Here is a 22,485-nt window from a genome sequence, read left to right on the forward strand (position 1 = left end):
ACCCACCGACCAAGCCCGAAAATCTTTACCTGTGGAAAACCGACTTATCCACAACCCCTAAAAAGGCGAAAATCCGCCAATCTACCCGAGTTAATGAATGTGGCTAGCGAAACTGGGGCTAAACCAGCCGCGCACGCCTTAGGGAATCTCAATTTCTGGCTTCGCCAGTTCCTCCACATTGACGTCTTTAAAGGTCAACACCCGCACGTTTTGCACGAAACGCGAGGAACGGTAGACATCCCAAACCCAGGCGTCCTCCAACGTAATCTCAAAGAACACGTCCCCACCGGCATTATTGTGCGTGGTAACGTCAACCTTGTTCGCCAGATAAAACCGCCGGTCGGTTTCCACGACATAGCTAAACAGGGAAATCACATCGCGATATTCTCGGTATAAATCCAGTTCCAGCCCGTTTTCATAGGACTCAATATCGTCGTTGTTGACCATCACGCAACCTTTCGTACCCCTCTACCCTACCGGAGCTTCCAAGTTTTGCGGTGCCAAACACTCGCACCCAATTCAGCCAGAGCGGCTCGATGGGCGGCGGTTCCGTAGCCCACATTTTTCGCCCAACCGTATCCGGGGTCGCACAAGCTCCGCATGAACGCGTCCCGATACACTTTCGCCAGTACGGACGCACCAGCAATTAGAGCGGCTTTCCCGTCCCCCTTCACCAGGGTTTCCACACTGACTTCCGGGGAGCTCACTAGGTTTCCCGCCCCGGCAAACAGGTCAGGCTGCGCCGGTGGGGCGAGATAGTCGAAGTTTCCGTCCAATCCCAGCTTTTGCGGCAGATGTCCACGAGCGTCCAGTTCGTTCAGAGCGCGCCACCCCGCCAGCCGCAGTGCGGGCATAATCCCCAATTCGTCGATTTCCGTATTGGAAGCCTGACCAATGGCAAAATCCCTAACCCAGGCCCTGATGGGTTCTTGCAACGCCAAGCGGCGGCGTTCCGTCAACTGCTTGGAATCGTTCAATCCAGGGGGGAAACCCTGGGGGAAATCAGGATTTTCCAAGCTGAGCTGGTCTATCACCGTCACCCCCACGCAAACCGGACCCGCCAGCGCGCCACGCCCGACCTCGTCCATTCCGCCAATCAGAGGGAAGCGTCCCCCTTGTCCGCTGCCATCGCGCTTCGCCAAAGCGGACAAAGCCGCGGTCTCCCAAGATAAATCAACCACTCAGCACACCTCAACCCCCGCGGGGTGGAGTCTCGTTTGCTTCCGAACTGAATTCATCACTCGGGGCGGCCGGCTTGGGAATGTTGTAAAAAGCGCAGCTGGGCGCGATGAACTTCATGCGTTCAATGGGCCAAATCACGACGAAAGCCCGCCCCACCACGTTCGATTCAGAGACAAAACCGTGGGAAGGCTTGTCCTGGTGCCAACGGGAATCGGCGGAATGCGGCCGATTGTCCCCCATCACCCACAGCGATTTCTTGGGCACGACCACAGAAAACTCGATGTCAGACGAGACCCCGGTCTGGGGGATGTAGTCCTCATCGATGGACTTGCCGTTGATGGTCATCAGCCCGTCATCGTCACAGCAAGTCACATCATCGCCAGGCAATCCAATCACACGTTTGATCAGATAACCTTGAGAGTCTTCAGGCAGCAAGCCCACGAAAATCCCGAAACTCTTAATCTTGGTGGCAATCTGGAACGGAGTGTTGTCAGGAGGGCGTCGGCGCATCTGCTCGGCGGCGCTTTCGCTCCACCCCTCCACATCTTCAAAAACGATGATGTCGCCGCGGTTGATGTCTCCGTGCCGGGCGGAAAACTTGTTTACCAGCACAGAGTCGTTAATCATCAGGGTTTTTTCCATGGACTGCGACGGGATGTAAAAGGGCTGCAGCAGAAACAATCGAATCAGCGAACTGATGGCTAGCGCCGTAATCACCACCGCGATGAACTCGAAGTACCACGGCAAATCCAACGCCATATGCGCGCGGTCTGTACCCTCGGGTCCGGGCCTAGCCCCGGGAGGGAGGGCGTTCATACCCACCGGTCTGGGAATCCTATTGCCACGCCCCCGTTTCGTTCCGTTTTCCGCATCGTCGAGTTGGAAGTCAGTTTCGTCGTCCTCTTTGAGGAATTTTTGTTCTCCGGGAGTCTCGGGCAATTCCTCGATTTCTGGCATCATACCGGGAAAAGGCATCGCACCATAGGGCGGGAAAGGCATCCCGGGAAACGGCCCCATCCCCGCCGACGGAAGTCCCCCTGGCCCCGGCATTAACGGCATCCCGTTGGGATCCATCCCGGGAAACTCTGCCCCATCCGGTGGCGGCAACTGCGGAGGGTATCCTCCCAGGAAAGCCTCTGGCGGGAAAGGCATTCCTGCACCTCCCGGCCCATACGCCCCCTCTTCACCGGGAAGCGGCCCACCGGGGAACCCTTCGTAACCGGCAGGGAAAGGGCCGGGCATGGTTCCTGCCCCGGCAAACTGTGGATTCATGCCGAAGCCGTCCGGAGAGGCACCCGAGAACTGCGCGTCTCGGTTGTCATTCTCAGGCTGCTGGGGCATCGTCATAACAAAAAGAATAACCTAAAAGGCTAAAAGAAGCCCAAACATTTTCGGTTTGAGCTTCCTTTAGGATGAATTTTTGCGGCAGATCCCGCCTTGACTTTCTGACTGTCTAGAGCCGGTTTTCTCGCTTTCTCCGGCTGGGGGTCAGCGACTGCCGCGATGGCTGCGAGTTAGCGCTTTTCGACAACCTTAGCCGCCTTGCCGTGGCGATCACGCAGGTAGTACAGCTTGGCACGGCGCACATCGCCGCGGGTCACTACCTCAATCTTGTCGACAGTCGGGGCATGCAGCGGGAAAGTACGTTCCACACCGGTGCCGAAAGACAGCTTCCGCACGGTGAAGGTTTCCCCTACCCCGCCGCCGTGACGAGCGATAACTACGCCCTGGAAAATCTGAATACGGGAACGGTTCCCCTCGATAACCTTTACGTGCACCTTTACGGTGTCGCCCGGACGAAAATCCGGAACATCCTCACGCATTACGGCTTTGCCGATTTCCTCAACCAGAGGCTTCTGCATTGTTTCTCCTTGACGCTCCTGCCACAGGTCAAAAACGTCTCACTGCGGGCACCCTACGCCATAGCGTTGTGCCGATTGTTTATCGCTCCGTATTCGGGTCCCCCTGTGGCAGGTTGCCCGCGAAGCCGTACCATTTTGCCACAAACTTGGGCCGGAACGCCACTTTTGCTGTTACGCGCTCAATTCATCCACCCAGTCACACCAAACCAGCGGTGATTCGTGGACCGCGCGGGACGGCATCGCACCCGCGAAATTACACACCCATCAGGCACTATCTCGGTCGAAAACCCGACGCATCACCACGTCTTGGTTTTCCATGCCCCCTACCGTAAATGTTCGTTTTCCGACGCGCCGGAATCCGTGGTGTTTATAGAATTTTTGGGCCCGTTTGTTATAGATGGAGGTCCCCAGGCACACCCCTGGGACATGGCTGCCCCTCTCCAAGTCTGTCAATGCCGCTTCCAGCAGCGCCCCGGACAGCCCTGTGGAATGCAGGGCTTCGCGCACATAGCACTTCGACAGGTAAGCGTCCCCGGCGACAATTCCCGCCTGCGCAGCTTCTGCCTCCCCCAGATGTACCTTCGCATAGGTATATCCCACCAGTTCACCGCCCATTTCTGCCACCCAGTAGCGATGTTCTTGCGGATTATCGAGACGCGCTTTCACCGCCTCGATGTCGAACTCAACGGCTACGAACTGGGCAATCGCATCGGCGCTGATGTAGGCCGGACAAGCCAGAGGGAACGTCTCCGACCCCAAAGCGGACAGCGCTAGGGCCTCCCCTCGGTCGGGCTGGCGAATCCGCAGGGGAACCGCAACCAAATCAGCATCTCCCGGCCGTGCGCCGCTTGCCGGCAGCATATCGCCCGACGACCCCGCCTGGTGCGTCGCCCCTGCCTGACCCACCTCGTGCGCCCCACGTGCCCCTCCTGCCTCGCCCAGCCGAGACAGACCGATAGCCTCCAAATCCTGGGGCGTCACGTAAAGCCACCCCAGCGAGGCCAGCTTTTCTCGCCCGCGCTTGCTCAGCAGCCCAGCATCCAATCCCGCCAGCAAATCCGGGCGACGCAGGCAGGTTTTTTCAATGGCTCGTTCCCGGCGCCAGGCTTCAATTTCGGCATGGTTTCCGCCTTTCAGCACCTCGGGAACGGCCAGGTCACGCCACACTTCGGGACGGGTATAGCAGGGGTATTCCAACAGCCCCGTCCCCTCATAAGACTCCTCCACCAAAGACTCCGGGTTGCCCACCATGCCATCGAGCAGCCGTCCTACGGCTTCAATCAGCGCCACGGCGGCAATTTCCCCGCCGTTGAGCACGTAATCCCCCAAGGAATATTCGAACACTTCCAGGTCGGGGTAACGTTGCTGGTCAGCATAGTGCTGGGCGACTCGCGAATCGATGCCCTCGTAACGTCCACACGCAATAATGACATTGTCCGCGTTCGTGGCTATCTGCCGGACTTTTGCCTGGGTCAGCGGCACTCCGGAGGGCGTAGGAATCGCCAGGATAGTTTTCGGGTTCACCAGGCCGGTCGGGCGGCTTTCCGGGGCGCTGTCCGCAGGCCGGCCTGGCAGGTCGCCCCGTGCGGCATCGATGGCTTTGCCCCAAATATCGGCCCGCATCACCATGCCGGCTCCCCCGCCGTAGGGAGTGTCATCGACGGAATGGTGTGGATCATCGGTGAAGTCGCGCAGATTCGTGACGTCCCAGCTCAGCACCCCGTTTTGCGCCGCTTTGCCCAGCAGCGACAAACCGAGCACCTCAAAGAACTCGGGGAAAATCGTCAGAATCTGAAAACGCATCATCCTCACCTTTATTCAGAAAGTCTATCGACAACCTGACCGGAAAACGTCGAACCGTCCTAGTGCGGCGGAAACAATCCTCCGGGCGGATCCATCGTGACCACTTGACTATCTAAATCGACATCAGGGACGATTTCATAAACAAAAGGCACCAGGATTGTCTCCCCGCCCGCAGTCGTGACTTCCAACAGGTCTTGGGCTGGCGCCAACAACAGGTCGCTGACGGTGCCAAGCGTTTCCCCCGCCAGGTCCACCGCTCGCAGCCCCACCAGTTCGTGGCGGTAAAATCCTTCGTCACTCTCACTTTGTTCGTGGCAGTCGGCGGTTTGCGTATCGGCGGTGCCGGGTTCGGGTGAGTCTATGGCCTCGGGGCACAAGGCCGGTGCATCGGTTTCGATATAGAGTTTCGTCCCGCTGAGGGTTTCGGCGCCGTTGCGGTCGGGGATTTCCTGGAAAGACACCACGAAGTGTTTACCGCTCATCCGCGCTCGGTTTACCGTCAGCGTAGCCGGGGTTTTCCGGCTGGTTAACAGGACTGTACCGGGGGCAAATCGAGAACCCGGGTCGTCCGTGTGCAGGGCGACCCGGACTTCGCCGCGAACCCCGCTGGCGCGCCCGATGACCCCAACCGTGAGTTTCACCGCTGACCCCTTCCCGAAACGATAAGTGCGTTAAAAAGTTTGACCCCCGCTATCGGCGGGGATCAAACCAAATGACTATTTAGTGCCGATCTTGGTCGATGACATCGACGCGGACGCTACCCTGAGTAGACAGTGCCGAAGCCACCGAACGCAGCGCTTTCGCGGTGCGGCCATTACGGCCAATAACTCGACCCAAATCCGAGGGGGCAACGTGTACTTCCAGGAGCTTGCCGCGGCGCAAAGACTTTTCGCTCACGCGTACGGCTTCTGGCTCGTCGACGATACCGCTGACCAAGTGTTCCAAAGAATCTGCAAGCATCGACATTATTGCGCCGTTTCCTCAGTCTTTTCCTCAGCAGGGGCTTCCTCAGCCTTTTCTTCGGCGGGAGCCTCCTCAGCGGGGGCTTCCTCGGCCTTCGCGGCCTCAGCTTCCTCAGCCTTCGCGGCCTCTTCGGCTTCCTTCTTGGCCTTGGCTTCGGCTTCGGCCTTCTTTGCCTTCGCCTTTTCCGCGGCGTCGTCCGCAGCCTTCACCGCGGCCTCCACATCGGCTCCGGCGTCCTTAACCTGGATACGGTTCTCAACGACCTTGGCGCCCTTGAACGTCGCCCAATCGCCGGACAACACCAAGAAACGGTGTACCGCGTCGGACGGCTGGGCTCCCACGCTCAACCAGTACTGGATGCGCTCCGAGTTCAGTTCAATCAAAGACGGCTGCTGGTTGGGGTCGTACTTGCCGACCTCCTCGATGACACGACCGTCGCGCTTCTTGCGGCTGTCGACCACGACCACCCGGTAAATGGGGTGGTGAATCTTGCCAATTCGCTTCAAACGAATACGTACTGCCACTGTTGTGACTCTCCTTGTAATTCATGTCGCGAGCGCACAAAACCCCAGGTAGGGAAACACTAAAGCCTTGCTTTGCTCAAAATCCGGGGCCGTGGCCACGAGAGGGCGGCGACCAAAGCCCAGTACAACGTTCCATTATGCCCGATTTCTCACGATTTTTAAAATTCAACAGCCCTCCCGGTTTAGTCTCCGCTTTCGCACCGGTGGCGCGGACGGTTCCGCGGGCAGAACAGGGTTTTTGCGGGGCTGGAAACGTGAGAAAATACCAAACGAACGAAGCCTGCAAAGGCATAGAAAGGATTAAGTGATGGGTAATAAGCGTGTGGGGATTTTGACCGCTGGCGGGGACGCACCCGGCTTAAACGCGGCAATCCGGGGTTTTGGACGCACCGCCATCGGCGAATATGGAATGAAACTCATCGGGTTTCAAAACGGGTTTCGGGGTTTAGCCCTGGACAAGCACATCGAGTTGAATTCTGACTCGCTTTCCGGCATTTTGACCGTGGGAGGCACCATTTTGGGCACCTCTCGGGACAAGGTGCATCGTCTGAATCTGGACGGTAGGGAACGCGATATGACCGGGGAAATCGCCAAGGTTTACGATCGAAACAAATTGGACGCCCTGGTGACTTTGGGCGGTGGGGGGACCGCCAAGAATGCCCTACGCCTGCAAAAGGCGGGGCTGAACGTGGTACACCTACCCAAGACTATTGACAACGATATCTGGGGCACCGATGATTCTTTCGGCTTTGCTACCGCTTTGGAAATCGCCACTGAGGCGATTGACCGATTGCACTCCACCGCGCACAGCCACCACCGCATTATCTTGGTGGAAATTATGGGTCACAAGGCCGGGTGGCTGACTTTGGGGTCGGGTATCGCCGGGGGTGCCGACGTGATTTTGATTCCAGAAATCCCCTACACGATTGAGAGCATCACCAAGACTATTGAGCACCGCAAGAAAGCCGGTAAACATTTCTCGGTGGTGGCGGTAGCCGAGGGTGCAATGGACACCGAATATGCCGCACGTCTGCGGGTAGCGGATCAGCTCATTAAAGACGCCGATTCCCCCGAGACTAAGGAAATGGCCCGCAATTCCAAAATGCACTTGGTTGATTCTCACCGCGAGCACACGTTCACTTTGGCTCGCCAACTCGAAGCCGCTACCGGTTTAGAGACGCGCGTGACCATTCTGGGCTACGTCCAACGCGGCGGCACCCCGGTGGCGGCAGACCGCGTACTGGCGACCCGGCTGGGAGCCGTGGGGGCTGCGGCGGTCGCTGACGGAGCTTCTGGAGTCATGGTGGCGACGCGAGCCAGCGAAACCGAACTGGCGCCTCTGGAAGACATCGCTGGCAAAGTGAAATATGTGCCTACCGACCACGAGTGGGTGAAAGCCGCGCGGGGCGTGGAAGTCGGCCTGGGGGATTAATCCCTGTGCGCCGTCTTTGGCGGGAAAACACCCAATGCCTGCGGGAACCGCTCGCACACTCTTGAGAAACTGCCGGAACTTCCACAGTTTTTCACGCGCAATAAATCTTGCACAGATTTAACACGCCCCTGCCTATTTCGTTACAAATGCCGCTTAGGATGAGGCTACAACTTAACTTCATTGCCAAGCCGACTCTGCCTAGCAGTTGAGGGGGCCAAAATCCGGGGCGCGGTGGCGTCTCGGATTTTTTCTAACCGCGTTTTTGCGCTGGTCTGCGCCGGCACCCGGTTTGAGCTGCGTTTCAATCACGAATCCGGCCCGGCGCCGGGGTGACCTGGTGGACTCTGGGCTGCGGTTCAGTCGAAAATGACTTGCCAGTTGGGGTCGCGATGCGCTTTCAGGCACATCGCGACCTGTTCGGGCGTGGTTTTGCCGAGCGACATTTCTGGCAGCTCATCGAGCCCAAACCAGCCAATCTCGGTCGTTTCGAGGTTCTCCGTAAAGTCCCCGCCCAGCAAGGTGCATTCCACAAAAAACGCGTAAACATGAAATATACCTCTGCTGGGATTATGTTTGCGCTTATCGATTAACGCGAGCAGCCTGTCGGTTTTCACCTGCATTCCGGATTCCTCGTAAGCCTCTTTAATGGTGTTTTCCCCCACACTCAGCCCCTCGTCAATCCAGCCTCCCGGCATGGACCAACGCCCATCCGAGCCTTCATGCACCAGCAGAATCTTGTCTCCGTCTACTCCCGGACGCCCCGAGCCGTCGCCAAAAATAACGGCACGCGAATCAACTTTCGGTGTGCGGTACCCATAGTCCTCCAGCAGCACGTCGCGTACCTGTTCGGGATTGTTGCCCGTGAGGCGTGCCAAGAGTTCCGCCGCCAGTTCACGAGTCTGGGTCGCTCGATCCCGGTCATAGTCATCATGACCATAGAACTCGCCGGCCTGACCAATAGCCTGCAACTCTAATATGAGGTCCACCACGTCTTTATTTACAGTTTCCACTTGCCTTTTTCCTCGTCGTCGTAATTTTCAAAGCAATCAACACTAGGACGGAATCACGGGAAGGATCCATTTGTTCGCGCCGGAGCCAGCTTCGTCCGAGGCGTTGATAGCAAGGTCACCTACTGATCGCACGCGTTTGGCGGCGTCTCTGGCAGCGCTACGCGCCTCACCAGCCGCAGAGAGGGGCAAAACGCCGAGTTTCATCAAGGTGTTCACCATCGGGGGTCCCATGTGTCCGCTGACCACGGCCGTAATGCCGTGGTCGCGCATAAAACCCACAATCACAGCGTGCAAGCTGCCGTGCGGCCCTTGCTCGTGCAAGACGTCCCAACCGACTGGGAACTCTTGCCACTCCACGATTTCATCGGCGGCGTTGAGGGTTGCCACCGCCATAGTCCGGGCTCGCCCCAGACCCCCGCCAACCTCGCTGCCCGCCACGTTGACCGCTATATTCAAGGTTTTCGCATCACTCATTTTTTATTCCAGTTTTCGGTATAAGTTATATTCGGTAATCATGGCACCGCAAACCGGAGATTCCGCTTTTCAGCACCACTTTTACCACCGCTTTCCGGCTTAATCCTATGCCAGACCGGACCGTAATGCCGACCAAACACCGAGCGCCAACCCCGGATGATTCACACCGCTGTCCCGGCTAGGATGGTCATCATGAGTAAAACCCCAACCATTTTGGCGACCTCCGGCGGATACAAAAACGGAGAACGCATCTTTACAGAGTTCAACCACCTGGTGAAATATTCCCTCGAACTGTCCGGCACCACCCGTTCCAAACCGAAACTGGGCTATCTGGATACCGCGGCCGGCGACCAGCATTACCGGCTAGCTCAACGCTACGAAGCGGCCCGCCTGGCGGGGGTGGAACTGAACCCGCTGCAACTGTTCGTCATGCCCAACGTGGACGACATCGAAGGCTACCTCATGGAACAAGACGCGGTCTGGGTTGACGGGGGTTCGGTGGCAAACCTGCTGGCAGTGTGGCGGGTCCACGGTCTTGACGAAATTTTTCGCCGAGTCTGGGAAGCCGGCGTCGTCCTGGCCGGTGTTTCTGCCGGTTCTATCTGTTGGCACCGAGGTGGCACCACGGATTCTTTCGGGCCCGAACTTCGCGCCGTCACCAACGGTCTGGGGCTGATTCCCTACGATAACGGCGTACACTACGATGTCGAAAAACGCCGCCGCCCCACGGTGCATCGCCTGGTCGCCGCGGGAACTTTGGGCACAACCTATTGCACGGATAACAACGTGGGTTTGGTTTACCGCGGCACCGAACTGGCCGAAGCGGTCAGCGAAGTGCCGGGCAAGTCGGCTTGGATTGTGACCAAAGACCAAGGCGAAGTTGTAGAGGAACGCCTCGAAACCCGTTTCCTGGGATAGTTTCGGCTTTAGTCTTGCTGCCAAGACGCCCACAGTGAGGCATATTCGCCACCGGCCGCGACAAGTTCATCGTGCGTCCCCAATTCCACGATTCTCCCGTCCATCATGACTGCCACCCGGTCAGCATCGTGGGCGGTATAGAGCCGGTGGGCGATGGCGACGACGCTGCGTCCCGCCAACACTCGCGACAGCGACTGTTCCAGCGACCGAGCCGCAGAGGGATCCATCAGCGAAGTTGCCTCATCCAGCACCAAAGTGTGGGGGTTCAACAACACGATTCGCGCCAGGGCGAGCTGCTGGACCTGCGCCGGGTTCAGCTTCATTCCCGCGCCGCCGACCCACGCATACAGCCCGGTGTTTTCCGTTGCTGACCGCGGTTTCCCCTCTGGGGCAGATTGAGCGGTAGCGGCCTGGGTTTCGGTTCGTCCCAAGCCGCGAACCCAGTCCACTCCCACCGCGTCGAGTACCGCCCACAGTTCCTCATCACTCGCGTCGGGCCGCGCCAGACGCAGGTTGGAGGCAATCGTTCCGGTAAACACGTGCTGTTCTTGTGTGACCAAAGCGACTTGCTGGTGCAGTTCACTTTCGGGCAAGTCCACCAGCCGCACTCCCCCGACCGTCACGGACCCGCTGGTGGGCGGGTGAATGCCCGCCAGCATTCGCCCAAAAGTGGACTTACCGGCACCCGATGGTCCGACAATGGCCAACGTTTCGCCCCCGCGAAGTTCCAGAGACACCTCGTGCAGCACATTTTGTCCCGCGTGGTAGGCGTAGCAAACGTCCCGAGCCACTATCGCGGGCGCACCGGCGGGCGCGTGGGCGCGGGCTTCCCGGTCCGGCTCGACTTGTGCGACCCCAAAAATCCGGGCCAGTGAAGTGTAGGCCTCCATCGAAACATCTACCCAGAAAGTCGCTTCCCAGACCGGCCCACGCACTTGATAGGCATAGAGCGCAATCGTGGAAACAGCCCCGATAGTCAAGGCTCCGCTGGGTACCAGCCAAGCACCCAGCAACACGATAACTATCAGGGGAGACAGGGTGGCGCACACAATTCCCAGGAACAACCAGGAACGCATCCAGGCACTGTAGCGCTCCTGACGCCAGATTTCGCGAATAATGACATCGAGCTGGGCAATCCGTTTTCCTGCCAGCCCCAGAGCGTCAACCGTGTCCGCCTGATCCAAAGTTTCCGCTACCGAACCGGACAGATCTGCCCAAGACCGAGCTGAAGACCGATAGGCGGGAACCGTCCGCGGCAAATACCACGCCATCAGCGGCCACACCCCCAACGGCCCGATGAGCAGTACGAATGCCAACAGTGGGGAAGTCAGAAACGCCGCCACGAACGTCACCACCAACGTCGTGGTAATCATCAGTATCGCGGCAATTCCCTGGCGAATCATGAATTGCAGGCGTTCAATGTCACGCGTGGTGCGTCCCACCAGGTCGCCGGTGCCGGCACTTTCCACAGTCGACAGAGGCAGGTGGATGACAGAGTCGACCAAGCCGTCACGCAGGTGGGCAAAAATCCGCTCGCCCATCACCCGAGCGCGATATTCCGCCAGGAACGAAAATACCGCCGCCACCGCGACCACTACCAGGGCAATTACTATCTGTTGACCGACCCAGTCGCGGCTGGCGGCACCGACTTGAATCCGGTCGATAACGCGACCCAGCAGCCACGGGAGGGTCACTCCTGCCAGGGATGACACCAGCTGCAGCCCCACCACGGCACCAATAACACCGCGATAGTCGTGAATCAGGTCTTTGACCCCTCGCACCACCAGTTTTCCGCTGGCCAGAGGCAGTTTCATGCCGGTCCACCCCCGCCTTGCACCGAGCGGTTGATAATAGCCAGGTACGGCGTGGCTGCGGGTTCCCCCGACTGGGCTTTTTCCCGAAGCTCCCGGTGCGAGCCGCGGATGATTTCCCGCCCCGCATCGTCGAGCACTATGACTTCATCACAATGCTCCAACACCAGCACTGACGCCGAAACGATGACGGTGGTTTTCCCGTGTCGCGCTTGTGTCAAACGCTGGGCGACCCGCGATTCCGTGTGTGAATCGACCGCGGAAGTCGGCTCAATAGTGACCAGCGCCGCCGGATCGGCAGCTACCGCGCGAGCTAGGGCGACACGCTGGCGCTGCCCGCCCGAGAGAGTGCGCCCTTTTTCTGCCACCGCCCCGTCTAGGCCGCCATTGACGGATTCCACCACGTCATCGGCATCTGCCACGTGCAGCGCGGCTAACCATTGCGAATCGCGCTCATCGACTTCGGGAACGATGAGCGAGTCCTCCTGCCGGGTCGCGTTCTCGATGACGTCGCGCCACACGAGTTCGCGCACCCCCCGTTCGCGAGGCACCGGCGAATTGGCCCCGCGCACCTGGTCTCGCAAGGTGCCGGCAAAAAGCTGCGGGTCCGTGTCTGACAGTATGATGGCGCGACGCACCAGGTCGAGGGGCAAGGTTCTCGCGTCGGTTCCATCAATCAGAAGGGTCGGTTGCGCGCTGTCCTCTTGACGGGCCAGCCGCCGGACCACCGCGGCGCTGACGTCAGGATTGGCGCAGACCAGGCCGGTAATCAAGCCCGGTTTCACTGTCACCTCACTGACCGTGTCGGTGAGCTGGGCCAGACCAAAATCCCTTTCCTGCCACCGCGCTTGCGATGAGGCATTTTGACGCGGCGCGTCCCCGGAGACTTCTGCCATATCCTCGCTCACCAGGGAAGTCACGCCTTGAATCCGCGCGAGTTTACGAATCCCGACCCAAGCTCTGGTGAATTCTTCCAACGACCGGGTGGCGACCACGATGGGGTTGCGCAAAAATTGTGAAAACCCAAAGAAGGCAACCAAACTGCCTACTGACAGTTCATTGTGAAAATACAAAATCGCCCCGATGCCCACCACCAGGGCGGTGAACAGCATGGGTATGACCGAACGCAGCACGCCCAGCAACGCCGCGGGTAGGGCGACTCGAATCCCGGCATCACGCACGCAAGCCGACTGCTGCTGATAGTGAAGCCCGAACACGTCCTCGCCACCGATGCCACGCAAGACTCGCAGCCCCGCCACCGCATCAGCCGAGATTTCCGTCAGTTTGCCCTGTTCATCGCGGTTCTCGGTTTGGCGCCGCTGCAGCGGTTTACCCAACAGACCTATCAGCAGCGTGACGATGGGCAACCCGATGAGTACCGTCCAGGCCAAAGGTGGCGAGGTGCGAAACATGATGACCAGAATCATCACGGTAGAGAGAATAGCGCCCACCATTTCGGGAATCCACAGCGCCGCTCGGCCAATCCGATCCACATCTGTCAGCATCGAAGTAACGACGTCCCCGGATTCCAGTTCCCGATTCACCGCGCGCCCATCGAAAGCTAACTTTCTACCGGCCACCCGCGCGGGGGTCGCCACCGCGTTCATCTGGACCGCAATCTCAGTGAGTTGTCCCGCCATTTGGGTCAGCGCCACACCCAGGATAACCAGGGTCAGAACCGCCAACCGAATCCAGATTTCCCTGGTCAAACCGTGTTCTAACCCCGCGTCCAGCACCATTCCCAGCGCCCAGGGCACGCTGACCGACACCGCATAGTTCAGCCCCGTCACCAGGGAACCAAGCGCAAGCACGCCAAACATAGAACCAACAAGTTTTCGGGCATAGTGGTGGGGGTCAGCGGGGTAAACGTCAGGCTCGCCCTGGGGGCTACGCAGCGGCCAGCGCCAAGTGCGCGGGGTCCTCAGCAGGGGCGGCAGCGCGACGTGTTCTTCGGCAGCGCGACGCTGTAGAAAAACACGCGCGCGGGCATTATCTTCCACTTACGCAGTCGCCTCGGTGCCGCTGCCAGGGAAAGTAATCGAGCTCAGAGCATCGAGGATTTTGGGGAAATCCTCACGCAAAGAGGACCAAGCCACGATTGCGTCTATCTCATCGGCGGTCTGTTGGAGCCGGCAATGCAGCCCCCACAAGGCCGCCCAAGGAATTGCCGGGTTGGCTTCCTTGACGTCGGAATGGACTTTCGCCGCTGATTCAACCAGCACTGCTATGGCGTGGTAAGCGGCGAAACGGGACTGAATCCCCGCCGGGGTCTTTTCCAAGAATGCCTGTGGATCACCGGAGGCGATGCCACTGCCCACGTCCAAAACCCGGGCCATATCTTCCACCCGCCACCGGGAGGCGGAAACATCGTAGGGGTAAAAGGACTTAGGGAATCCCCACTTTTGGAAATAGGGATACTCTTCAATCTCACGCGGTGAAAAAACATTCCCGAATCGGTATAAATCCACCAGCAAGGGCTGGAACGGCGACTTTTTGTCAGACTTGGTGACTTCGCGGGGGAAACGATCGACTTTGGCGTTGCCCCACCCCGTGTCCACGGACACGTAGACCGTGGTGCTCAGCGCATTTTCGAGTTCATTTTGCAAGTCAATCAAATCCAACATTCCCAGCGGATTTGTGGTACTGACCAGGAAATCTATCGGGGTAAACGCATCATCTTGACCGGTAGAAGCGGGCCCGAACAAAAAAATCTCATCGTAGCCGTGCCGCGAAAAAATCCCGCGCACCACGTGGCGCTTCATACTCATCAGAGTGTGTGCCGGTACGCTCAGCGCTTTCGCCAAGGCGGTTTCTTCGGCTACAGAAATGCGCCGCTTGTGGTTTTCAAAAGCACTGATGTGGGACTGAGGAACTCCAGTCATCGCTGCCAGTTCCGCCTGGGTCAACCCCAGCACGCCGCGCCGCAGACGCAAAAATGCACCGGGCCGCAAATCACGTAACGCCATAAATTTCTGTTCCATGACAAAATTATATGCCAGAAGTGTATATAAGGGAATAGTTTTGCTGGACAATTACCCGTGACGTGGTGCGGCAGTCAGAGATAACGCGCCAGGAAATCGCGGGTCCGTTCCCGCTGCGGGTTCCCGAACAGCTGCTCGGGCGGCCCTTGCTCCGCAATGACCCCATCTGCCATAAACACCATGTTCTTACTGACTGTGCGGGCGAAAGCCATCTCGTGGGTCACCACCAGCATCGTCATGCCTTCCTGAGCCAGTTTCTTAATGACTTCGATGACTTCCCCGACCATTTCCGGATCCAACGCCGAGGTCGGTTCATCGAACAACAGGACTTCCGGGTCCATCGCCAGAGCACGCGAAATCGCCACCCGCTGCTTTTGCCCACCGGACAACTGTCGCGGTTTCGCGTTCAGGAAGGGACTCATCCCGACTTTATCCAGATACTCCAAGGCCTTTTCCCGAGATTCCTCGCGAGACCGACCCAGGACTTTCATCTGGCCAATCATGCAGTTCTTCAGCACGGTCATATTGTTGAACAGGTTGAACGATTGAAACACCATCCCCACTTTGGACCGATATTTCGCCTTTTTCATGGAATGGTCCAGGATATTTGTCCCGTGGTAGAGGATTTCACCCGAGGTAGGGGTTTCCAGCAAATTGATGCAACGCAGCAAGGTCGATTTCCCGGAGCCAGACGCCCCGATAATGGACGCCACGTCCCCCGGCCGCACCGAAAAATCGATGTCTTTCAGCACCTCGTGAGTGCCGAAAGACTTCGAGAGGTGACGTACCGTGATGATTTCGTCGCTGGTGCTCGCCGTAGTGTTCGGTTCGCTCATGAGTTTTGTCCTCCCTCGGTGCGTGCCGGTTTTTCTAGAGCCGGTTTCCCGGCGGGCTTTCCCTTTCGCACCGAACGTTTGGCGGGTTTACGGAAAGTGTAGTTTCCGGCGGCCATCACAAGTTGATCTTCATTCATCAACTCGTAATCGCTCTGTTCCTCGCCCGCCGCACCGGGCAACAGTTCGTAGGCATCGTCTCCGTCAATCTTCTTTTCCAGTTTCCGCAACAGGAAAGAGGACAGCAGAGTCAGAGTCAAATAGCCCACCATCTCGATGGTAGCGGAGGGGAAGTACTTGAAAACAGCACCCGACACCATCTTGTGAACTGAGAAGAACTCCGAAAAACCGATGATGAACATGACCGAAGTGTCTTTGATGTTGATGATGAAGTTGTTACCGATTTGCGGCAGCAGGTTGCGCAAAGCCTGAGGCAAGATGACATAGAGCATGGTCTGGAAGTGAGTCATGCCAATCGCCCTGGCCCCTTCGGTTTGCCCCGGATCCACACTAATGATGCCCCCGCGCACGGATTCCGCGATGTAGGCACCGGTGTTGATGGAGACAACGAAAATCGACACTCCCCACATGGACTGGAACTGCAACGCATTATTCGTGAAGTAGGGCAGACCGTAATAAATGAATACGGCCTGCAAAATCATCGGAGTGCCGCGGAAAACTTCCACATAGATCCGGATGATGGCTCGGATAATCGCCAGAATGATCCGCTTGGGCAGGGGATCGGTTGGAGGATGGGGAATTGTGTTCAAGATTCCGCAGGCAAAACCGATCACGCAGCCCAGCAAGGTGGCAACCGTGGCGAGGACCACCGTGTTGACGATACCTGTCAAATACACACCACCGTACTTATTCAGCAGCGTTACGATGTCCTGCCACAGTGTCCACAGCATTTTTCTCTCCTGACGTGTTCCAGTGTGATGGGCGGATTAATCCTCTTGGGGCTGAATCTTTACCGCATCCGCCATCATGGCATCGAAGTCTTTGGCGGTCTTGCCGGACAGGGCCTTGTTGATGGCGTTCTTCAGAGCGGTGTTGCCTTTCTTAACGGACACGCCGATGTTAATGTCCTCGTCCGAAACTTGGAAGTCGTCGCCGTCATCGGGGAAGTCCAAAATCTTCATGTCCGGGTAAGCAACCATAGCCCCTTGACCGGTGGGCATATCGGTAACCACGTAATCAACCTTGCCGGTTTCCAAAGCCACCAGCATCGCCGGAGCGGATTCGGCGGGAGCCTGCCGTTGGGCACCCTTAATTTGTGGAATCAAGGTGTCATACCAAACGGTACCGGTTTGGCTCGTGGTCCGGCCTCCCGCCAGGTCAGCCAAGCCTTTCGCATTGGCGAACTTAGAATCAGCCTTGGTCAGCACGATGATACGAGCGTACAGGTACGGCCCGGCAAAGTCCACGGTTTCCTCGCGTTCCTTGGTCATGGACTGGCCCGCAATGGCGGCATCGATTTCCCCGGATTGCACCGCCGGAATCAGGGAATCCCACTCCAGCTGCTTGATTTCGAGTTTCCAGCCGTTCGCCTTCGCGATTTCCTTCGCCGTCATCACATCGTAGCCATTGGCGTACAAGGCGGAATCTTTGATGGGCACCGCGTCGTTAGATTTATCGGGCTGCGCCCAGTTGTAGGGAGCGTAGGCAGCTTCCATACCGACGGTGAAAACACCGTCCTCCAGGCCGGGAATGGCCCCGCCTTTACCAGCTGCGTTATCAGCCGCGGGACCTGCGCCGCACGCGGCGAGGGAAAAAGCAGCAGCCAGCAGAGCCGCACCACTCAGTATCTTGTTCATCATTAGTCCTTTCAATCGTTGCAAACAACTTTCGAAAGCTCGAACATGGCACCAAAAAGGGGTCATGCTCCATGACCCCATACCTTGCGCGTATGCGTCATGACAGCTCTCCGCAATAGCGACAGTCGAACGGATATTGTCCGCCCGCCCGGACGTTTCCCCTTGGGAATGGTTCGCGTCCTCGGCAGCCTCCCCTTTCGCTTCCGGGCATCCCCTAAAGGATTTCCCCGCCCTCATGGAAGCTAGTGATGTCGGCTGCGCCTCCGTCATGCTTATATTGCTCTCCAGTCTAGGGCTCTGGGGCGAAAGGTGCAAAAAAGTTAGTAAAATTCGAAGTTCCGCTACCGTTAGCGTCTCTCTCAGGCTCGATTGAGCGGTTCGGCGTCTTCGGCCGATGCACAAGTTCGGTGCGGCCGGTCGCCGGTAGGTTACTGCGGGGTGATGTTGACTTTATCGGTTGAACACCTTTCGGTGATAATTGACACGTGAACGTTTCCCTGATTCTTTCCACTCTCGCCCAAGCGTTGGTGCTCTTTGCGGTCACTAACATCGACCACTTGATGCTGCTGACCTTATGGTTTGTCCACGGTCACCAGCGCCCCGGCACAACGTTGCGTATCTGCGCAGGTCAATACCTCGGTTTCAGCGCTATTTTGGCAGCCACCGTGATCCTGAATCTGATTTCCGGTTTCGTCATTCCCGAAGCTCAGTTGCATCTGTTGGGTCTGATACCGCTGATTCTGGGAGTGAAAGCTGGCATTGGGGAAATTTTGGAACGCCGGGAGTCGAACGATTCCAGGGACGCACAGTCAGTCGAATCAAAGCTGGAAGGCAAACCCGTTAGTGTTGGCGCGGTCGCCCTGGTCACCATCGCGAACGGAGGCGACGAAATCGGTGTTTATCTGCCGGTTTTTGCCTTGTCGGCCTGGTGGCAAGTCGCTATATTCTGCGCGGTGTTTCTGGTGCTGGCGGGTGCACTGTTGGCTCTGGCGTGGTTCATTACCGGACGTCTAGGGCTCGCGGAGGTTCTGGAACGATTCGAGGCGGTGCTCTTTCCGAGTGTGCTTATCCTGCTCGGGGTGCTCATCCTCGCCGGATGGCTCTAGGCGGCGCACGTTTATCCGGCCAGCTTTGTGTCCCCAGCGCAAACCACTACCAGCACCTCTTTTATCCGCAGAGATGCGGAAGCAAATGTTTCTGCCGCTGGACGATGCCATAAAAATTGAAAAAGGGCAAACGAATCGATGGCGCCAACTGATAGTGGAATCGTGTGGCAGCTTGACTTCATCATCCGTCGCGCGGCTCGGCGAGGGTAAGCGGCGGGTGTTCGGCCCGATACTCGTTTATCTGGGCATCCGGGTCGGGGTAGCCCAGTGCCAACCCGGTAATCAGCCCGTAGTCTTTGGGAATACGAAACTCCGTTTCCACAGGAGTCCGCCAGGTCGCTAGCGTTCCGATGGCCACAGTTCCCAGCCCCCGATTAGCGGCCGCCAGCATGAGGGTGGCGAGCATTAGCCCACTATCCTGGGCGGAAAAGGGCAGCAGCGCACGATGGACGAACACGAAAATCCCTACCGGGGCCTGAAACATTTCGAGATTTTGACGCACCTGCTGGGCTCGCCCGGATTCGTCCCCGCGCTCAATCCCCAGGTGCGCATAGTAGCGTTTTCCGTTTTCAACCTGACGTTTGCGCAGTTCAGGAGGGTATTTGCCCCAGGTTTTAAAGTCGGCTTTGGGCAGTTTTCCCTCTCGCAGCGCCCGCAGGAAAGCGCCGGGCCGCCCGCGCAGCATACCGGACGCAGTTTCGGCATGGCTGGCATAGTCCGCTCGGATTCGTTCCAGGCGTTCCCCCGTGGCTACTGCCAGCACGTATCCGCGCGTATTGGACCACGAGGCACAGTGGCGCGCGTCGTCCAAGACAGCTTGTAAAACCTCTGGTTCAACGGGCTTATCCAGATAGGCCCGCACACTGTAGCGAGCCTGCAACAGTTCAGAAAATTCCACGCATTTTAGTCTAATTGGAATTCCTGACCAGCTCCACGGGGAGACCGCATCAGCAAATACTTGGGCTATAACCCCAGCCAGGCCCCTTGGGGGCGGTTGGCATAAATCTCGCGATAGAAATCCTGGCGCTCCAACTTCGCGGCGGCTGCCTCGTCCAGCAGCACCTTAACAGTGTTGTGCAGCTGCAAAGCCGAACCGGTGCAAGAGATAGAAACCGGACCCTCCACCATGTCACGAACCGCGTCAGCTTTGTTAGAGCCGGTGGCGATGAGCAGGATTTTTCGCGCCCGTAAAATGGTGCCCACCCCTTGCGTGAGCGCGTGCCTAGGCACCTTATCAATGTCTCCGTCAAAGAATCGGGCGTTGTCGCGGCGAGTTTGGGCGGTCAACACCGCGGGGTGCGTCAAGGACTTTAAGGACGTGCCGGGCTCATTGAACGCAATATGCCCATCCGCTCCGATACCTAAAATCTGTATATCAATTCCGCCTACACCAACAATAGCCTGTTCATAACGTTGACATTCCGCTAATAGGTCCGTGGCTAGGCCGTCTTCTCCATATACCGAGTTATGGTCTATATCCGTGATATCGGCAAACTCCCGGCGAATAAAGTTATGGTACGCCTCGGGGTGATCCTGGGGCAGCCCCACGTATTCATCGAGCTGGAAAGCCTGGGCGCGGCGCAGAGACAGGCTCCCCTCCTTAACCCGACGTGAAAGTTCTTGATAAATTGGCAGCGGACTGGAACCTGTCGCCACCCCCAGCACGGCATTGGGTTTGTCCGCGTAAACCTCGCAGATGGCCTCCGCAGCAACGACTGCTAAATCTTGTTCCGTTGGTTTAATAATGATTTCCATAATGATTACCTTCCGTTGTTTTCAATTTTCCGGCTAAGCTCAGGTTTTCACTTCAACGCACCTGCTGACCACGACGAAACACGTGTTGAACCTGCAGGGCGCTCGACTCGACTACCAAGTCAGCGTAGGCCCCCGGTACCAACACTCCAATGTCTGTTCTGCCCAGCAAAGCCGCGGGTCTAGCGGTAGCGGCATGAAGTGCTAACCAAATATCCACTCCTGCGGTATAAGTTGCAAAGCGTATCGCCCGGGACAGGGTCAGGGTGGAGCCGGCGATGGCTCCGTTAGATTTCAGCCGAGCCACCGCGTCGCGAACTTCGACCTCGAGGGGCCCTAACAGATAATCCCCGTCTGGCGAGCCCGCGGCCGCCATCGCATCGGTAACTAAAACCGTGTCGCGGCCTTTGGCGTCAAACACGAACTTTACCGTGGCCGGGTGTGAATGCACGCCGTCAGCAATGAGTTCTACCGGTAATCCCGGCGTTTCCAAGGCGGCCACAATCGGGCCGGGTTGGCGGTGATGAATCGGTTTCATCGCGTTGAACAGGTGAGTGACATTTTGCGCCCCATTGGCCAGTGCGGCTTTCATCGTATCGTAGTCGGCGTTCATATGTCCCGGAGCGGCGATGATTCCCCGTGACACCAGCCAGCGCACAGCCTCCAGTCCTCCACGACGCTCTATGGCGAGGGTCACCATTTTAACCGGACCAGCTTGGCACAAGCGTTGCACCTCGTCCAGAGCCGGGTCGCGCAGCAGCTCGGGGTCATGCGCCCCCTTGAATTCCTCTGCCATCCACGGACCCTCCAAGTGGACGCCCAAAATTTCGCCGGCCTCATAGAGTGGCGTCAAATCTCGAATCTGGGATTCCAAGTGGTCCAACGTATCCGTGACCAGGCTAGCCATGATAGAAGTTGTCCCCTCGTGACGGTGGGTGGCGATGACGGTGCGGGCTGATTCAACCCCGTTGGTGAAAGCCTCTCCCCCACCGCCGTGAGAATGTATATCCACGAATCCGGGAGCGAGGATAGTCGTCCCGAAATCCACGTCCGCCCGGACTTGTGCGGCCGCCGTTCCGCTGAGAACCTCGGCGATACGGTCGTTTTCTACCCGCACCGCGCCGGGTCCCAACACCTGGTTGCCGTCAAATAACGTGTCTGCGCGATAAATCGTCATGTTGTTCCGGTTTCCTCTCAGTTTCTCTGCAAGTATTGTGAGCCGTGTGCTCCCTCACCAGCTGCCTTACCCGTGAATGGAGACAGGCAGCGCCCTAGGCAGCTAGGCTTTCGGCAGTTTGTCTACATACCATTCGGTGAGGCGCCACGGGTGAGTGATGGCGGTGCCTACACAAGCCGCGTGAATCGGATATTGGTAAACCTCAGCGAGGTCTTGGGGGCTGTGAATCCGGCCTTCCACCACGATTGGGGCGTGAACTGCCTGGCACACCGCGGCAATGAAATCGAAATCGGGTCCTGTAGTCGCGGTGCGAGCATACTGATACCCGGGGGTATAACCGGACAAAGTGGTGCCGATGAAGTCCGCTCCGGCCTGTTCAGCGGCTTTCGCATCTTCAAGGGACGCGCAGTCAGCCATGATAGCCACCCCAGGAAATTCCTTGTGCATCGCGCTTACCGCATCCGCGAACGTCTCACCCTCCCCCCGTTCGCGCAAAGTGGCATCGATAGCGATAACGTCCGCGCCGCTCAAGGCACAGGCACGCGCGTGAGCAATCGAGGGCGTAATGTAAACTCCCTCGTGACCAAACTTAATGAGTCCAATTAGGGGCACTTCCACTGCCTGACGGCACGCCACAATGTCCGCAATCCCCTGGACGCGCACCGCGGCAGCTCCCCCTGCCACGACCGACTGCGCCACCGCGGCAGTGATGTCAGACCGCCGCATCGGCTCTCCCGGATATGCTTGACAGCTGACGATAAGCCGTCCCTTAATGGCGTCAATCACCGCTTGACGTTGCACATTCATTCATTTCCCCTTCCTTAGTTAGCGCGCAGTCTC

23 protein-coding genes and 1 riboswitch are annotated in these 22,485 nt (G+C 58.0%); of the genes, 3 read left to right on the forward strand and 20 right to left on the reverse strand.

Annotated elements, in window-relative coordinates; genetic code table 11:
• Positions 1 to 138: 138 nt before the first annotated feature.
• The 8 genes from Q0X47_RS05250 to rpsP form a co-directional block, all read right to left on the reverse strand.
• Entirely contained in the window at positions 139 to 447 is a 309-nt protein-coding gene (locus Q0X47_RS05250) for a DUF2469 domain-containing protein (RefSeq protein ID WP_282921280.1), read from the reverse strand.
• 26 nt (positions 448 to 473) lie between these two features.
• Entirely contained in the window at positions 474 to 1,181 is a 708-nt protein-coding gene (locus Q0X47_RS05255; RefSeq protein ID WP_297723621.1) for a ribonuclease HII, read from the reverse strand.
• 10 nt (positions 1,182 to 1,191) lie between these two features.
• A complete protein-coding gene (lepB, locus tag Q0X47_RS05260; RefSeq protein ID WP_297723623.1) occupies positions 1,192 to 2,529 on the reverse strand; it encodes a signal peptidase I in 1,338 nt (445 codons plus the stop codon).
• 167 nt (positions 2,530 to 2,696) lie between these two features.
• Positions 2,697 to 3,044 (reverse strand): 50S ribosomal protein L19, encoded by a 348-nt coding sequence (rplS, locus tag Q0X47_RS05265; RefSeq protein ID WP_282921277.1) that lies wholly within the window; start codon positions 3,042 to 3,044, stop codon positions 2,697 to 2,699.
• A 264-nt stretch (positions 3,045 to 3,308) separates the two neighbouring features.
• Positions 3,309 to 4,847, reverse strand: coding sequence for a tRNA (guanosine(37)-N1)-methyltransferase TrmD (gene trmD / locus Q0X47_RS05270; RefSeq protein WP_297723626.1), 1,539 nt, complete (start codon positions 4,845 to 4,847; stop codon positions 3,309 to 3,311).
• A gap of 59 nt (positions 4,848 to 4,906) precedes the next feature.
• On the reverse strand, positions 4,907 to 5,488 hold the full coding sequence (locus tag Q0X47_RS05275; protein ID WP_297723628.1) for a ribosome maturation factor RimM: 582 nt from the start codon (positions 5,486 to 5,488) through the stop codon (positions 4,907 to 4,909).
• 79 nt (positions 5,489 to 5,567) lie between these two features.
• The gene (locus Q0X47_RS05280) at positions 5,568 to 5,807 is read right to left on the reverse strand and encodes an RNA-binding protein (protein ID WP_297723713.1); all 240 of its coding nucleotides are present in this window, start codon (positions 5,805 to 5,807) and stop codon (positions 5,568 to 5,570) included.
• 5 nt (positions 5,808 to 5,812) lie between these two features.
• A complete protein-coding gene (gene rpsP, locus Q0X47_RS05285) occupies positions 5,813 to 6,334 on the reverse strand; it encodes a 30S ribosomal protein S16 (RefSeq protein WP_297723630.1) in 522 nt (173 codons plus the stop codon).
• A gap of 307 nt (positions 6,335 to 6,641) precedes the next feature.
• On the opposite strand from rpsP, the gene Q0X47_RS05290 reads away from it, so the two are divergent.
• Positions 6,642 to 7,766: a 6-phosphofructokinase gene (locus Q0X47_RS05290; protein ID WP_297723632.1), complete on the forward strand. Its 1,125-nt coding sequence runs from the start codon at positions 6,642 to 6,644 to the stop codon at positions 7,764 to 7,766.
• A gap of 356 nt (positions 7,767 to 8,122) precedes the next feature.
• On the opposite strand, the gene Q0X47_RS05295 is transcribed toward Q0X47_RS05290, so the two are convergent.
• Together Q0X47_RS05295 and Q0X47_RS05300 are read right to left on the reverse strand one after the other, a co-directional pair.
• Positions 8,123 to 8,776, reverse strand: coding sequence for an NUDIX hydrolase N-terminal domain-containing protein (locus Q0X47_RS05295; RefSeq protein WP_297723634.1), 654 nt, complete (start codon positions 8,774 to 8,776; stop codon positions 8,123 to 8,125).
• A gap of 42 nt (positions 8,777 to 8,818) precedes the next feature.
• Entirely contained in the window at positions 8,819 to 9,250 is a 432-nt protein-coding gene (locus Q0X47_RS05300; RefSeq protein ID WP_297723636.1) for a NifB/NifX family molybdenum-iron cluster-binding protein, read from the reverse strand.
• Between the two features lie 192 nt (positions 9,251 to 9,442).
• On the opposite strand from Q0X47_RS05300, the gene Q0X47_RS05305 reads away from it, so the two are divergent.
• Positions 9,443 to 10,168, forward strand: a complete 726-nt coding sequence (locus tag Q0X47_RS05305) for a peptidase E (protein ID WP_297723638.1) — start codon at positions 9,443 to 9,445, stop codon at positions 10,166 to 10,168.
• An 8-nt stretch (positions 10,169 to 10,176) separates the two neighbouring features.
• Here the strand turns inward: Q0X47_RS05305 and Q0X47_RS05310 are convergent, their stop codons facing one another.
• The 6 genes from Q0X47_RS05310 to Q0X47_RS05335 all read right to left on the reverse strand — a co-directional run bounded on the left by Q0X47_RS05310 (position 10,177) and on the right by Q0X47_RS05335 (position 17,610).
• The gene (locus Q0X47_RS05310; RefSeq protein WP_297723640.1) at positions 10,177 to 11,982 is read right to left on the reverse strand and encodes an ABC transporter ATP-binding protein; all 1,806 of its coding nucleotides are present in this window, start codon (positions 11,980 to 11,982) and stop codon (positions 10,177 to 10,179) included.
• Positions 11,979 to 13,979, reverse strand: a complete 2,001-nt coding sequence (locus Q0X47_RS05315) for an ABC transporter ATP-binding protein (RefSeq protein WP_297723642.1) — start codon at positions 13,977 to 13,979, stop codon at positions 11,979 to 11,981. Before Q0X47_RS05315 ends, Q0X47_RS05310 begins: the two co-directional genes overlap by 4 nt.
• Entirely contained in the window at positions 13,980 to 14,960 is a 981-nt protein-coding gene (locus Q0X47_RS05320; RefSeq protein ID WP_297723644.1) for a helix-turn-helix domain-containing protein, read from the reverse strand. It abuts the gene before it with no gap.
• Positions 14,961 to 15,034: 74 nt separating this feature from the next.
• Positions 15,035 to 15,796, reverse strand: coding sequence for an amino acid ABC transporter ATP-binding protein (locus Q0X47_RS05325; RefSeq protein WP_297723646.1), 762 nt, complete (start codon positions 15,794 to 15,796; stop codon positions 15,035 to 15,037).
• On the reverse strand, positions 15,793 to 16,704 hold the full coding sequence (locus Q0X47_RS05330) for an amino acid ABC transporter permease (protein WP_297723649.1): 912 nt from the start codon (positions 16,702 to 16,704) through the stop codon (positions 15,793 to 15,795). Before Q0X47_RS05330 ends, Q0X47_RS05325 begins: the two co-directional genes overlap by 4 nt.
• A 36-nt stretch (positions 16,705 to 16,740) precedes the next feature.
• Complete coding sequence (locus Q0X47_RS05335) at positions 16,741 to 17,610, reverse strand: transporter substrate-binding domain-containing protein (RefSeq protein ID WP_297723651.1); 870 nt, start codon at positions 17,608 to 17,610, stop codon at positions 16,741 to 16,743.
• 95 nt (positions 17,611 to 17,705) lie between these two features.
• Positions 17,706 to 17,884, reverse strand: a riboswitch (Lysine riboswitch).
• 211 nt (positions 17,885 to 18,095) lie between these two features.
• Between Q0X47_RS05335 and Q0X47_RS05340 the strand changes: the two genes are divergently transcribed.
• On the forward strand, positions 18,096 to 18,716 hold the full coding sequence (locus tag Q0X47_RS05340; RefSeq protein WP_297723653.1) for a cadmium resistance transporter: 621 nt from the start codon (positions 18,096 to 18,098) through the stop codon (positions 18,714 to 18,716).
• 181 nt (positions 18,717 to 18,897) lie between these two features.
• Here Q0X47_RS05340 and Q0X47_RS05345 read toward each other — a convergent pair whose 3' ends face one another.
• From Q0X47_RS05345 to Q0X47_RS05360, 4 genes are all read right to left on the reverse strand, one after another.
• The gene (locus Q0X47_RS05345) at positions 18,898 to 19,614 is read right to left on the reverse strand and encodes a nitroreductase (RefSeq protein WP_297723655.1); all 717 of its coding nucleotides are present in this window, start codon (positions 19,612 to 19,614) and stop codon (positions 18,898 to 18,900) included.
• A 65-nt stretch (positions 19,615 to 19,679) separates the two neighbouring features.
• Positions 19,680 to 20,471, reverse strand: a complete 792-nt coding sequence (nagB, locus tag Q0X47_RS05350; RefSeq protein WP_297723657.1) for a glucosamine-6-phosphate deaminase — start codon at positions 20,469 to 20,471, stop codon at positions 19,680 to 19,682.
• A 52-nt stretch (positions 20,472 to 20,523) separates the two neighbouring features.
• Positions 20,524 to 21,645 (reverse strand): N-acetylglucosamine-6-phosphate deacetylase, encoded by a 1,122-nt coding sequence (nagA, locus tag Q0X47_RS05355; protein ID WP_297723659.1) that lies wholly within the window; start codon positions 21,643 to 21,645, stop codon positions 20,524 to 20,526.
• A 102-nt stretch (positions 21,646 to 21,747) separates the two neighbouring features.
• Positions 21,748 to 22,452 (reverse strand): N-acetylmannosamine-6-phosphate 2-epimerase, encoded by a 705-nt coding sequence (locus tag Q0X47_RS05360; protein ID WP_297723661.1) that lies wholly within the window; start codon positions 22,450 to 22,452, stop codon positions 21,748 to 21,750.
• Positions 22,453 to 22,485 lie beyond the last annotated feature (33 nt).

Origin of the sequence: uncultured Mobiluncus sp., assembly GCF_947254095.1 — a bacterium.
Lineage (GTDB): Bacteria > Actinomycetota > Actinomycetes > Actinomycetales > Actinomycetaceae > Mobiluncus.